Origin of the sequence: Novosphingobium decolorationis (assembly GCF_018417475.1) — a bacterium.
In the GTDB taxonomy this organism is placed as follows: Bacteria; Pseudomonadota; Alphaproteobacteria; order Sphingomonadales; family Sphingomonadaceae; genus Novosphingobium; species Novosphingobium decolorationis.
Genome location: NZ_CP054856.1, coordinates 2,219,747 through 2,232,992 on the forward strand (window position 1 = coordinate 2,219,747; position 13,246 = coordinate 2,232,992).

Here is a 13,246-nt window from a genome sequence, read left to right on the forward strand (position 1 = left end):
CGATGTGATGGAAGCGTAGCGATGGCTCGATCGCGCCGAGGGCGGCGCGGGCAACTCGCATGCATCGTCCGGAGCAGAGACCCGGCAATGAGCCGCAGCGACCGCGGCATTGGTGTGAGCGGAGTAGCCGAACCCTCACAGTTTCGCTGTCCTTCGCCGTTTTGCCTCGCCAAATTTTTACTCTTGACCTGGGACCATAGTCCAACGTGCAGAGAAGTATCCCTTGAAGCGCTGCCCTCGCGGCACTGCGTATTGATCGATCTCGGGGGCTATGGGGAACAAGCGCGTCGTGCATATCGTCGATGACGAAGAGACAATACGAAAAGCACTAAGTTTCACGTTGCGGACCGCAGGGTTTGCCGTAGAAGCCTACGCTTCGGGGCCGGAGTTTCTGTTGAGCGCAGAGGACGCCGAGAAAGGCTGCGTGGTTCTCGACATGCACATGCCCGACATGGACGGCCTGCAGGTTCAGGCGGAGCTGACGCGACGCGGTATCGACATGCCCGTCGTGGTGCTGACGGGCAATGGCGATCCTACGCTCGCCGTACAGGCGATGAAGGCGGGCGCTGCCGACTTTCTCGCCAAACCGGTCGAGAAGGCCGCATTGCTCGGCGCGATCGACCGCGGCTTCAGCTGGCTTGAGAGTATAGCCCGTCGTGCCTCCGAACAGGCCGACGCTCTTTCGAAAGCCGCGAGACTGACGCAGCGCGAACGGGCCGTTCTGAGAGGAATTTCGCGAGGCTATCCAAATAGCCTTATCGCAGATGAACTCGGCGTCACGTCGCGCACGGTCGAGCTGCATCGGGCCAGTCTGATGATCAAACTCAACGCGCAAAGCCTGCCTGACCTGTTGCGGATCGCTTTCGCCGTCGACCTGCACGAATCGACCGAAAACGGGCACCCCTAAAATTCTCGGCCGTGCGATGCCGGATGCTATGCGGATCGGGCCGCGGCCAGTTCGGCGATGATCGGACAATCCGGCCGCTCGTCGCCTTGGCAGCGCTCGGCCAGGTCGATTAGCGTGTCGCGCAGCGCCGTCAACGCCTCGGCTTTGCGCTGAAACTCATCGGCGCGGGCAAGGGCAAGCCGCTTCACCTCCGCGCTGGCACGGCCGGTATTGGCCCAAAGGCTGAGCAACGTGCGGATCTCCTCGATCGGGAAGCCGAGATCGCGGGCATTGGCGATAAACCGGAGGCGATGGAGGTCGCGCTCGCCATAGTCACGATAGCCAGCACCCCGACGCGCCGGCGCCGGGATGAGGCCGATCTTTTCATAATGGCGGATCATCCGCTCAGAGACGCCGCTCTGCCGTGACGTCTCGCCGATGTTCACAGTGCTTTCCGGTTGAGGCGCAGCGCGTTGGTGACCACGCTCACCGAAGAGAGCGCCATCGCCGCCGCCGCGATAATGGGCGAGAGCAGAATACCGAACAGCGGATAGAGCGCACCCGCCGCTACGGGCACGCCCGCGACATTGTAGATGAAGGCGAAGACGAGATTCTGGCGGATGTTCGACATGGTCGCTTGGCTGAGCCGCCGCGCCCGGACGATGCCAGTCAGGTCGCCCTTGAGCAGCGTGACGCCAGCGCTCTCGATCGCGACGTCGGTGCCGGAACCCATGGCGATGCCGACGTCGGCGGCGGCCAACGCGGGGGCGTCGTTGACACCGTCGCCGGCCATGGCGACGACCCGCCCCTCGCGCTTGAACCTGGCGACCACGGCGCTCTTCTGATCGGGCAGCACCTCGGCTTCGACCTCGTCGATGCCCAGGCGTCGGGCGACCGCTTCCGCGGTCGTGCGGTTGTCGCCGGTCAGCATGACCACGCGAATGCCCTCCGCCTTGAGCGCGGCGAGCGCTTCTGGTGTCGTGGCCTTCACCGGATCGGCGATCGCGAAGGCGCCGCCGACTGTGCCGTCGACCCCGATGAAGATCGCGGTGGCGCCATCCCGGCGCAGCGCGTCGGCCTGGCTGGCGAGCGCATCGGTCGCAACCCCTTCGTCGGCAAGGAACTGCGCATTGCCGAGGACGATGCGCCGCCCTTCGACCGTGCCGAGCGCGCCGCGCCCGGTCGGCGAGTCGAAGTCGATGACGTCGCTCGTGACGATGCCGCGATCCTTCGCGGCCTCGACGATCGCCAACGCGAGCGGATGCTCGGACGCCCGCTCGACCGAGGCGGCAAGACGCAGCAGCTCGGCTTCGTCGAAGCCGGGCGCCGGCACGACCTGGGTGACGGCAGGCCGGCCTTCGGTCAGCGTGCCTGTCTTGTCGACGACGAGAGTGTCGACCTTCTCCATATGCTCGAGTGCTTCGGCATTTTTGATGAGGACACCGAGCCCGGCGCCGCGGCCGACCCCGACCATGATCGACATCGGCGTTGCCAGCCCCAGTGCGCAGGGACAGGCGATGATCAGCACGGCGACCGCCGCCAGCAGCCCATAGGCGAAGCGCGGCTCGGGACCCCAGATGCCCCAGGCGATGAACGCGACGGCCGCGACCGCGATGACCACGGGCACAAACCAGCCCGACACCTGATCGGCCATGCGCTGGATCGGCGCGCGCGAGCGCTGCGCCTCAGCGACCATCTGGACGATGCGTGCGAGCATGGTATCGCGGCCGACCTTGTCGGCGACGATCACCAGCGCACCGGTCTGGTTGAGCGTGCCGCCGATCACTGTGTCGGCCTTTGCCTTGGTGACGGGCATGGATTCGCCGGTGACCATCGACTCGTCGAGCGAGGAGCGGCCGTCCTCGACTACGCCGTCGACCGGCACCTTCTCGCCCGGCCGCACCCGCAGGCGGTCGCCCACCGCAACCAGATCAAGGCTGATTTCCTCTTCGTTCCCATCAGAACCGATCCGGCGCGCGGTCTTTGGTGCAAGGTTGAGCAGCGCCTTGATCGCGCCCGAGGTGCGTTCCCGCGCGCGCAGTTCGAGCATCTGGCCGAGCAGCACGAGGACGGTGATCACCGCGGCCGCCTCGAAATAGACGGCAACCATGCCGTCCTCGCCGCGGAAGGCCGGCGGGAACAGCTGAGGCGCGAGCGTCGCGATGACGCTGTAGATCCAGGCGACCCCGGTCCCCATCGCGATCAGGGTGAACATGTTGAAGTTGCGGGTCTTGAGCGAGGCCCAGCCACGCTCGAAGAACGGCCAGCCCGCCCACAGCACGACGGGTGTCGCCAGCACGAACTGGATCCATACCGAGATAGACATCGGCACGAGGCGATGGATCGCGGGAAAGACATGCGCGCCCATCTCGAGGATCAGCACCGGGAGAGCCAGCACGAGGCCGACCCAGAAGCGCCGCGTGAAATCGACTAGCTCGTGGCTGGGGCCGCTGTCGGCGGTCACGGTCGCGGGTTCGAGCGCCATGCCGCAGATCGGACAGGACCCGGGATGGTCCTGGCGGATCTCGGGATGCATCGGGCAGGTCCAGATCGTGCCTTCGGGCGCCGCGACCGGCGGCGTCGGCGGGCCGAGATAGCGCTCGGGATCGGCGATGAATTTGGTCCGGCAGCCCGCGCTGCAGAAATGATAGCTTTCACCGCTATGCTCGGCGTGATGCGCCGTGGTCGCCGGGTCGACGGTCATGCCGCAGACCGGGTCCTTGACGCCGGTCGCCGCTTTAGCGGTGCCGTGGCCGCCGCAGCAACCGCCGCCATGCGCCGCTCCATGTGTCTCGTTCATCGCCTCGCTCCTTTCGACGCCTGACGATCTAGGGTCTGACACCGTGTCAGGGTCAATACGTAATCGCCTAAGTGGCCAAATCGGCGGGCCCGTTCGCTTGGCCGCCATCAGGCCGGGGAGCACGCCGTCGGCATTGGGCTGGGTATCGTCGATGCCATCGAGCCGCTGCACGGTCAGGCGGAAGGCGAGCCGCATGAGACCCGTGCTGGCGGCCATAATCGGCGATTACCAGGCGCCAATCCGGGCGCAGCATGGCAAGCATGGCGGCACGCCACCGCTTCTCCCGCGCCCACAGGCGGATCGCGCGATCATAGTCTATCGTCGATCCAGTCCCGCGCGGCGGGGTGTACGATTGCATTGGCTTCTCCCAACGCGAGGCGTTCGAAACGATAAACTACATCGACATGGGTGGCGACAGTGTCCCCAGCCAGGCGACCAGCCCGAGAATGACGATCGCAAGACCGCCTTCGACGACGAGGCTCGCGCGCAGCAGCGCCTGCGCCCGTGGCGCGTCCTCTTCCTCGATCGCCTGCGCAAGTGCCGGGGTCAGGCGATAACGGTTGAGCGCGGCCAGGCCCAGCATGCCGGCGAAGAGCAGCAGCTTGGCGATGAGCAGCAGGCCGTAGGTCGACTGCCCGAGAGACGCGATGTTGCCCGGGCCGACCAGGAACCAGCCGTTCACCGTCCCGGTCAGGATCAGCAGGGCGACGATGATCGTGCCGACGAGGGAGAAGCCCCGCAGCGCTTCCTCGGCGAGCATGACCCGGTCCATGTCTTCAGTGGCGAGATCATCGGTTGCGAGCCTGGTAAGAACCAGCGCAAGGAATGCGGCAAGCGCGCCGACCCAGGCGCCCGCGGCGAGCAGATGGATGAGATCGGCCCCCAGTTGCAGCCAGCCCGCCTCGCCTTCGCCGGCCGCGCCATGCCCGCTCCAGGCGAGGGTCGCGAGTGCGACCGCGCCTGCCAGAGTGGAGGCGATGAAGGCAGGACGGGATTGCCGGCGATAGAAGGGGATGGAGAGCAGAAGAACGAGGAGCGCGACGAGGCGCGCCTTCAGCGCCGTTCCCATGGACGTGCCGTTGAACAGCTCTGCGACCATGGAAAGATCAGGCTGGGTGAGCGGCAGCCCGGTCATGGCCGCTGCCTGCAACGCGAACCCCAGCGCCGACAGCAGGAGGGCGAGACAGGCGAGACCGGCCACCATTGCTACCATCGGCAGATGCCGCTGTACCATCCGGCCGCCGCCGGGCGCATAGAGCGCGAACAGCGGCAGGCCGAACAACAGGCCGAGATCGACGTAGAGCGCCCAGCGGACGGCGACGAGTGCCACGTCGTTCATGGCGTCACTTGACGGTAAAGGCGAGATTGCCCTGGATGCGGTGCGTGTCGGTCGAGACGACGTGCCAGGCGACCTGATAGCTGCCCGCCATGAGCGGCTTGGCGAGCGTCAGCACGAGCGTCTTGTCGCCTTCGACGGACGTCTTGAAGCCGGTTACCGCCATGCGGTGGTTGGGCATGCCGGGCATGCCGGTCATCACGATCTCGGCGCCCGACAGCTTCGGCATCAGACCTTCACTGAAGGTGAGCGTGATACGCGAAGGCGCCGAGACGCTGGCGTTCGCGGCGGGCGTCGAGGACACAAGCTTGGGATGCGCGTAGGCCGGAGCAGAAACACTCAGGCCGACGGCGGCGATAACTGCGAGAGGCGAAAAGAAACGCATTGGAACATTCTCCTGTAGATCCCATGAGACAATACGCAGCCCGAGCCCCCACCCCTCGCAATTATTCTTTTCAATCTACAGCAAGGGTTCCTGGACCATCGTGCGTATTGAAGGATGAAGACGGAGAAGCACCATGGATGAACTTGACCACCTGCTCTCGCGGTTGCGCGATGCGCCTCTCGATCCCAGGCTCGGCGGCCTGGAAAGCCGGGTCATGGCGGAAATAGCGCGCATCCGGGCCATACCAAGCCTTGGCGCTATGACGTTCGGCATCGCGGCCGCAACCGCGCTGTTCATCGGAATTGCCGGCTCGGCAGTTCCGACACGGTCTGCTGATGCCAAACCGCTATCGCCCTTCGATGCTCGGCTCGCGCTTGCGCCCTCGACGCTGCTGAGCTCGCAGTGATGCGCGACCGCCGCCGGCTCCTGCTCCTCGTCCTGGTGACCTTCGCCGCGGCGATCGCTGGCGTTGTCATTGGCCGCGTCTATGTGGTTCCAGTGCGCCCGGTCGAAAATGAGCTGCACGAGCTGCTCCATCGCGATCTGAAGCTGAATTCAGCGCAACACAGCCGACTCGAGACAATCGAGAAGAACTACGCGATCCGGCGTCAAGCGCTGGAGGCCGAATTGCGCGCCGACAATGCGCGTCTCGCGGAAGCGATCGAAGCGGAGCATGGCTATGGCCCGCAAGTCGCAACTGCGGTGGATCGCTCGCACCAGGCCATGGGCGCGCTGCAGAAAGAAACACTTGAGCATATCTTCGCGATGCGGGCCGTGCTGCGCCCGGATCAGACGGACAAATTCGACGACGCCGTGGTGAAAGCGCTGACGGCCAAATCCGAATGACCGCGTGCCTCCCCGACTGCTCGGACGGGGAGCTCGCGGCTCTGGCGCTTGGAGGCCGGCAAGCGGCCTATGGCGAGCTGGTCCGCCGGCATCAAGGTTGGGTTCACCGGCTCGTGCGCAGCCATGTCGGATCTATGGATGAGGCATTGGATGTCACCCAGGCGAGCTTCGTCGCGGCCTTTGCCGCACTCAACCGCTATGACGTAACCCGACCCTTCCAGGTCTGGATGTCCCGGATTGTCATCAACAAATGCCATGACTGGCAGCGTCGGCGAGCGGTTCGAAATTTCTTTGCCCTAGCCCTACCGCTCGGCGAGGCGGACGGCGTCGCCGACGACGCACCGCTGCCCGATCAGGCGATCGGGGCCGAACAGCAGCTCGCGCAAGCAATGAAAGCGATTGCTGCCCTGCCGTCTTCCCTCAAGGACACGCTTATTTTGCGTACGATCGACGAGAAATCGGAAGCTGAAACCGCCGAAATTCTCGGGATCAGCCAGAAGGCGGTCGAAACGCGCCTCTATCGAGCTAGGGCACGCCTTTCGGAAATATTAAAGAAAGTTTGAGGGGGATGAGGCCATGCTGCGTATTCCCAATAGGTCCGCCCTCTTTCTTAAAGCTGAGACAACCGAATGATTTCTGCTCTCGACCGCCGCCAGTTCCTTCGCGGAGCGGCCCTCGCCGGTGGTGGCGCCGCACTGTCAGCCTGGCTGCCGGCCTGGGCGCAGACGATCTCGCCGGGGATGCGGCCGACGCTGCCGACCGTGTCGGGCGAAGACATCACGCTGACGATCGCCCGGCAGTCGATGAGCATCGATGGTCGCCAGTTCCGGGCAATCGGCGTCAACGGCACGGTCCCTGCGCCACTCATCCGGCTGCGCGAAGGCCAGCGCGTGCGGCTCAACGTCATCAATCAGCTGGAGGAGGACAGCTCGATCCACTGGCACGGGCTGATCCTGCCGGCCAATATGGACGGTGTGCCGGGCGTGTCTTTTCCGGGCATCAAGCCGGGCTCGAACTACCTCTACCAGTTCTCCGTCGTGCAAAGCGGCACCTACTGGTACCACAGCCATTCAGGCCTGCAGGAACAGGAAGGCCATTACGGCCCGATCATCATCGATCCCGCCGGTGCCGATCCGGTCGCCTATGACCGCGAGCATGTCATCGTGCTCGCCGATCACAGCGCGCTCTCGCCGCAGGCGATCTTCCGGCGCCTCAAGGTCAACCCCGGCCATTTCAATTTCCAGCGCCAGACCCTGGCCGGGCTCCTGTCGGGCAAGGATCAGCCGCTCAAGGACCGGCTCGACTGGGGCCAGATGCGGATGGACCCGGCCGACATCTCCGATGTGACCGGATCCACCTACACCTATCTCGTCAACGGCCATGGTCCGATGGACAACTGGACCGCGCTCTTCACCCCGGGCGAACGGGTGCGGCTGCGGGTCATCAATGCGTCGGCGATGACCACCTTCAACGTCCGCATCCCCGGCCTGCCGCTGACCATCGTCCAGGCCGACGGGCAGAATGTGGTGCCGGTCACCGTCGACGAGTTCCAGATTGGTGTTGCCGAGACCTACGACGTCGTTGTCAGCCCAGGCGATGACAAGGCCTACACCCTTGTCGGCGAGGCGATCGACCGCTCGGGCATGGCGCGTGCCACGCTCGCGCCGCGCGCCGGCATGGCCGGCGAGGTTCCCCCCTTACGCAAACGGCCGCTCGCCGACATGAAGGACATGGGCATGGACATGTCCTCGATGCCGGGCATGGAAGGCATGGACATGTCGGGCGGCGCTATGCGGGGCGTCGATCCGACGGCCGAGAAGAACGCGTCCGCGCGCCTCGCGACCGGCGCGGCGGCAGCGATGGCGACCATGGACAATAGCGCCATGGCAGGCATGGATCATTCGGGGATGGATCATTCCGCGATGAGCGGGATGGACCACGGCGCGATGGGCGCCGATGGCCAGATGGCGGGCATGGACCATGGCGGGCACGCGATGGGGTCGATGAAGATGCGAGACTTCTCGAACGCGCCGCAGGTGAAGCGCGACCCGAGCGTCCAGACCATCTCGCCGATGCCCGTCGACCGCACCGGCGAGCCCGGCCAGGGCCTCGCCGACGTCGGCCACAAGGTGCTTGTCTACAGGGACCTGATGGCGCTCGATCGCAATCCGGACGTGCGCGCGCCGAGCCGCAGCATCGACATTCACCTCACCGGCAACATGGAGCGGTTCATGTGGTCGTTCGACGGCGAAAAAATGTCGGACCATCACGAGCCGATCCCCTTCATCGAAGGCGAGCGGGTGCGCGTCAATCTCATCAACGACACGATGATGGGGCATCCGATCCATATTCACGGGCATTTTTTCGAGCTGGTGACGGGGCATGGCGATCATGCGCCACGCAAGCATACGGTAATCGTCCAGCCCGGCGGCAAGGTGACCTGGGACTTCACCGCCGACGCGGTCGGCGACTGGGCCTTCCACTGTCATCTCCTCTACCACATGCATGCCGGGATGATGCGGGTCGTGAGCGTCCGTCCGAAGGGAGACGCGTAATGACCCGCATCCTCACGCCGCTGGTGAGCGCGATCGCCCTTTTCGCTGCCGCGCCCGCCTTTGCCCAGGATCATTCAATGCACGGCATGCCCGGCATGGCGCCGCCGGGCGAGGTGCCGCCGGCGCAGGAGAAGAAGAAGGACAAGGCCGCCGCCAGGCCGCGCGCTCAGACACCAGCGCCAGACGCCGCCTCGGCGATGGACCATTCGCAGCACCAGGCCAGTCCTGCGCCGCAGGGAGATGCGGCCGGTCAGCCGCAACCCGCGTCTCCCGCGATGCCGGACATGCCGGGCATGGACCACTCCCAGCATCAGGACGGCGCGATGCCGGACATGCCCGGGATGGACCATTCGCAGCATGGCCAGACCGCCATGCCCGGCATGCAAATGACCGGCACGGCGCTTCCGGCCGGCAATGCGCCCCCGCCGCCTCCCCCCAGCGACCACTTCGCCGATCGTGATTTTCCCGGCGCCGAGATGGCGCGCTCACGCGACATCATGATGAAGGACAGCGGCGGCAACAATTTCGGGCAGGTGCTGCTCAACCTGTTCGAGTATCAAGCGCATAGCGGTCGCGATGGCTATCGCTGGGATGGCGAAGGCTTTTACGGCGGCGATATCAACCGGCTCTGGCTCAAGAGCGAGGGCGAAGGCGAGTTCGGCCGCGGCATCGACAGCGCGGAGGTGCAGGTGCTCTATAGCCGGGCCATCGACCCCTATTTCAATCTTCAGGGCGGTATCCGCCAGGACTTCGGCCGCGGGCCCGACCGCACCTACGCGACGATCGGCGTCGAGGGCCTGGCTCCTGGCATGTTCGAGGTCGAAGGCGCGCTGTTCCTCTCGACCAAGGGCGATGTTCTGGGCCGGGTCGAGGGCTATTACGACCAGCGCATCACCCAGCGCCTGATCTTGCAGCCGCGCGCCGAGGTCAATTTCGCCGCGCAGGATATTCCGGAGAACGACATCGGTTCGGGGCTGGTCAACATAGAGCTCGGCGCGCGCCTGCGCTACGAATTCAGCCGCCAGTTCGCACCTTACATCGGCGTTTCCTATCTGCGCAAAGCCGGAGACACGGCGCGGCTGTCGAGGCTTGCGGGCGAGGACGTCCATGCCACCAGCTTCGTCGCCGGCATCCGCTTCTGGTTCTAGGATCGGGACAGCTGATGGCGGGGGCGAACAAGAGAGCGGGGCGTTACACTCATACCCAGGTCGGCCGGCGCCGAGCGAAGGAGATACGCCATGGACCATTCGTCCCACATGAACACCCGGAAGATGGGTGCCTATTGGAGCCTTGCCGTTCAGACCGTCATCAGCGGCGTCATCATGTATCTGGTGATGTTCGTTATGATCGACGGGCTCGACAGCTTCTACAACAACCTCAACATGCTCTACATGACGCTGATGATGGTCGCACCGATGGTGGTGCTGATGATCCTCGCCATGCGACACATGTTCGTGTCGAAGGCCGCCAACATCGCGCTGATCGCCGCGTCGCTGGTCGCCTTCTTCGGCAGCTTTGCACTCATCCGCACCCAGACCACGATCGGCGACACGGCCTTTCTGCGCTCGATGATCCCGCATCATTCCGGGGCGATCCTGATGTGCCAGGAAGCAAAGCTCAGCGATCCGGAAGTCATCCGGCTTTGCGAAGCGATCAAGCGCTCGCAGCGGCAGGAAATCGACGAGATGAAGGCCATACTCGCGCGGCGCTGAGTGGCACGGTCGGGCTACGCCCGGATCCGTGCGCCCGGCCAGGCATGTGAGCCGGGACGATGGTCGACACGAGGCGCGGGCCGGACGAGATTGCCAGCGACGTAGCGCGGCTTGCGCCGCAGTTCCTGCGACAGGCTGGCGGCCACGTCCTGACGCTGCTCGATCCTGCCGGGATCGTGCTGAGCTATAATGAAGAAGGCGAGCGTGCCGAATGCTGGCCCCTCGATCGCGTCCTAGGACAGCCCCATGACCTGTTCTACCCGCCCGACGAGATTGCGGCCGGCCGCCCGTGCGCAGACCTGGCGGCCGCCCTTCACGAAGGCACGCTGGAGCGCGAAGCGTGGCGGGTCTGCGAGAACGGAGCGGAGTATCTCGCGCGCCTGACGATCAGCGCCCTGTTCGAAGGAGACGCACATCGAGGCTTTGCCTGCATCAGTCGCGATGTCACCGACGAGGCGGCGGTCCGGGCGTCAATCGAGACCCGCGAGCAGCATCTCCAGTCGATCCTGGCGACCGTCCCCGATGCGATGATCATCATCGACGAGACCGGCGCCATCACGTCGTTCAGCGCGGCCGCCCAACGCCTGTTCGGCTATTCGGAAACCGAGCTCGTCGGCCGCAACGTCTCCTGCCTGATGCCCCAGCCCGATCGCGACCGGCACGACGAATATATCGCGCATTATCTCCAGACCGGCGAGCGCCGGATCATCGGCCTCGGCCGCGTCGTGGTCGGCCAGCGCCGTGACGGCTCGACCTTCCCGATGCAGCTGTCGGTTGGCGAGGCCGGTGAAGACGGGCAGCGGCTGTTCACCGGCTTCATCCGGGATCTCACCGCCAAGGAGCAGGATGAGCTCAGGCTCAAGGAACTGCAGGCAGAGCTGGTCCATGTCTCCCGGCTGAGCGCGATGGGCACGATGGCCTCGACCCTCGCGCATGAGCTCAACCAGCCGCTTGCCGCGGTCGCGCTCTATCTCGAGACGATCCGCGACATGCTCGACGAGCGGGACGACGAACCCTTCGTGTCGCTACGGTCGGTGATGGATGATGCGGCACAGGAAACGCTGCGGGCCGGCCATATCGTCCGGCGCCTGCGCGATTTCGTCGCCCGCGGCGAGGTCGACAAGAGCCTCCACGAGCTGCCGCGGGTCATCGCCGAGGCGAGCCAGCTCGCGCTGGTCGACGCCCGCGAGCGCGGCATCCGCAGCTTCTTTGCAGTCGATCCCGCCGCGACGCCGGTCCTCGTCGACAGGGTGCAGATCCAGCAGGTGCTGGTCAACCTGATGCGCAATGCCATCGAGGCGATGGCGGAGTGTCCGGTTCGCGACCTCAAGGTGGCGACCAGGTTGCGCCCTGACGGGCTGATCGAGGTGACCGTGGCGGATACCGGCCCCGGCATCGCCGACGAGGTCCGGGAGCAGCTCTTCACGGCGTTCAAGTCGACAAAGGCCGACGGCATGGGCCTCGGCCTTTCGATCTGCCGGACCATCATCGAAGCGCATGGGGGCCGTATCTGGATGGAGCGCCCCGACCGCGGCGGCGCGCGCTTTCATTTTACCTTGATCCATGCGCGGGCGGAGGAGGAACATGGGGGATAGACGCGTCATCCATCTGGTCGACGACGAGGAGAGCATCCGCAAGGCGGCGAGCTTTGCGCTCAAGACCGCGGGCTACGACGTCGTGACCTATGCCTCGGGCGTGGAGTTTCTCAAGGAGGCGAAGTCGGCGGCCGTCGGCTGCGTCATCCTCGACGTGCGCATGCCCGAGATGGACGGTCTCGAGATTCAGGCCGCCATGGCAGCACGCGGGGTCAATATGCCGGTCATCGTCCTGACCGGCCATGGCGACGTGTCGGTTGCGGTGCAGGCCATGAAAGGCGGCGCGGTCGACTTTCTCGAGAAGCCCTTCGAGAAAGCCGCCCTGCTCGGCGCCGTCAGCCGCGCGTTCGCGCGTCTCGACGATGTCGACCTTCGCACTCTGGAAACCTCTGAAGCCGGCGTGCGGGTCGCTGCACTGACGCCCCGGGAGCGTGAAGTGCTGGAAGGGCTGGCGAACGGCCTGCCCAATAAGACGATCGCCTATGACCTGGGCTGTTCATCGCGAACGGTCGAGGTCCATCGCGCGAGCCTGATGGCCAAGCTCGAGGTCCGCAATTTGTCCGAAGCCCTGCGGATCGCCTTTGCCGCGGGCATGGGCCGCAAGCCGAAGTGACTGCGACCTCTACGTAGCGACGGGACGAGGCGCGATATGCGATCGATGGTGCAATCGTCACACGGGTGTCCGCTTCTCGCAATGCCATCGGTCCGTTCCACTCAGCATGATGGCAGATACACCATCCTCGTCTCCGACGACGATCCCGGCGTGCGGCGTGGCCTCCAGCTGCTGCTGAGATCGCGCGGCTATGCCGTGTGGGGATATACGACCGGCCACGCGCTGTTGGCCGACCCCCGCGCGAAGGAGGCAGACTGCGTCATCCTCGACTATCGCATGCCCGACATCGACGGATTCGCGATGCTGCGTCACCTTCGCGAGATCGGATGGTCGGGACGCGCGATCATGATCTCAGGCTTTCATGACACGCTGCTGGCCTCGCGGGCCGCTGAGGCGGGCTTCGATCATGTTCTCGCAAAGCCGCTGATCGGCAGGGCTTTGCTCGAAGCGTTGGACCGGCACCGCATCGAGACGCTTCGAAAGCATTGAATTGTGGCGGCCGGCCCCCGGCAGCCTCA

General features: G+C 65.3%; 14 protein-coding genes. 10 read left to right on the top strand and 4 right to left on the bottom strand.

Going from position 1 to position 13,246, the window contains the following annotated elements:
- The first annotated feature begins 271 nt into the window (after positions 1 to 271).
- On the top strand, positions 272 to 907 hold the full coding sequence (locus HT578_RS10175) for a response regulator transcription factor (protein ID WP_007683376.1): 636 nt from the start codon (positions 272 to 274) through the stop codon (positions 905 to 907).
- A 26-nt stretch (positions 908 to 933) separates the two neighbouring features.
- Here the strand turns inward: HT578_RS10175 and cueR are convergent, their stop codons facing one another.
- The 4 genes from cueR to copC all read right to left on the bottom strand — a co-directional run bounded on the left by cueR (position 934) and on the right by copC (position 5,407).
- Entirely contained in the window at positions 934 to 1,332 is a 399-nt protein-coding gene (gene cueR / locus HT578_RS10180) for a Cu(I)-responsive transcriptional regulator (protein ID WP_004212744.1), read from the bottom strand.
- Positions 1,329 to 3,686: a heavy metal translocating P-type ATPase gene (locus tag HT578_RS10185; protein WP_213504247.1), complete on the bottom strand. Its 2,358-nt coding sequence runs from the start codon at positions 3,684 to 3,686 to the stop codon at positions 1,329 to 1,331. Before HT578_RS10185 ends, cueR begins: the two co-directional genes overlap by 4 nt.
- Before the next feature lie 394 nt (positions 3,687 to 4,080).
- Positions 4,081 to 5,025: a copper homeostasis membrane protein CopD gene (copD, locus tag HT578_RS10195; RefSeq protein ID WP_020820523.1), complete on the bottom strand. Its 945-nt coding sequence runs from the start codon at positions 5,023 to 5,025 to the stop codon at positions 4,081 to 4,083.
- Between the two features lie 4 nt (positions 5,026 to 5,029).
- Complete coding sequence (copC, locus tag HT578_RS10200) at positions 5,030 to 5,407, bottom strand: copper homeostasis periplasmic binding protein CopC (RefSeq protein WP_007683372.1); 378 nt, start codon at positions 5,405 to 5,407, stop codon at positions 5,030 to 5,032.
- A gap of 133 nt (positions 5,408 to 5,540) precedes the next feature.
- On the opposite strand from copC, the gene HT578_RS10205 reads away from it, so the two are divergent.
- The 9 genes from HT578_RS10205 to HT578_RS10245 all read left to right on the top strand — a co-directional run bounded on the left by HT578_RS10205 (position 5,541) and on the right by HT578_RS10245 (position 13,217).
- Complete coding sequence (locus tag HT578_RS10205; RefSeq protein ID WP_004212738.1) at positions 5,541 to 5,813, top strand: hypothetical protein; 273 nt, start codon at positions 5,541 to 5,543, stop codon at positions 5,811 to 5,813.
- The gene (locus HT578_RS10210; RefSeq protein ID WP_007683368.1) at positions 5,813 to 6,253 is read left to right on the top strand and encodes a periplasmic heavy metal sensor; all 441 of its coding nucleotides are present in this window, start codon (positions 5,813 to 5,815) and stop codon (positions 6,251 to 6,253) included. Before HT578_RS10205 ends, HT578_RS10210 begins: the two co-directional genes overlap by 1 nt.
- Positions 6,250 to 6,816 (top strand): RNA polymerase sigma factor, encoded by a 567-nt coding sequence (locus HT578_RS10215; RefSeq protein WP_213503866.1) that lies wholly within the window; start codon positions 6,250 to 6,252, stop codon positions 6,814 to 6,816. The genes HT578_RS10210 and HT578_RS10215 overlap by 4 nt, the downstream gene beginning before the upstream one ends.
- 66 nt (positions 6,817 to 6,882) lie before the next feature.
- On the top strand, positions 6,883 to 8,808 hold the full coding sequence (locus HT578_RS10220; RefSeq protein WP_213503867.1) for a copper resistance system multicopper oxidase: 1,926 nt from the start codon (positions 6,883 to 6,885) through the stop codon (positions 8,806 to 8,808).
- A complete protein-coding gene (locus HT578_RS10225; RefSeq protein ID WP_213503868.1) occupies positions 8,808 to 9,956 on the top strand; it encodes a copper resistance protein B in 1,149 nt (382 codons plus the stop codon). The genes HT578_RS10220 and HT578_RS10225 overlap by 1 nt, the downstream gene beginning before the upstream one ends.
- A gap of 90 nt (positions 9,957 to 10,046) precedes the next feature.
- Positions 10,047 to 10,520 carry a DUF305 domain-containing protein gene (locus tag HT578_RS10230; protein WP_015449253.1) on the top strand — a complete coding sequence of 158 codons (474 nt, stop codon included), beginning with the start codon at positions 10,047 to 10,049 and terminating at the stop codon, positions 10,518 to 10,520.
- Between the two features lie 59 nt (positions 10,521 to 10,579).
- Complete coding sequence (locus tag HT578_RS10235; RefSeq protein WP_213503869.1) at positions 10,580 to 12,115, top strand: PAS domain-containing sensor histidine kinase; 1,536 nt, start codon at positions 10,580 to 10,582, stop codon at positions 12,113 to 12,115.
- Positions 12,105 to 12,728 carry a response regulator transcription factor gene (locus HT578_RS10240; RefSeq protein WP_015449255.1) on the top strand — a complete coding sequence of 208 codons (624 nt, stop codon included), beginning with the start codon at positions 12,105 to 12,107 and terminating at the stop codon, positions 12,726 to 12,728. The genes HT578_RS10235 and HT578_RS10240 overlap by 11 nt, the downstream gene beginning before the upstream one ends.
- Positions 12,729 to 12,809: 81 nt before the next feature.
- The gene (locus HT578_RS10245; RefSeq protein ID WP_016743851.1) at positions 12,810 to 13,217 is read left to right on the top strand and encodes a response regulator; all 408 of its coding nucleotides are present in this window, start codon (positions 12,810 to 12,812) and stop codon (positions 13,215 to 13,217) included.
- The last annotated feature ends 29 nt before the right edge of the window (positions 13,218 to 13,246 follow it).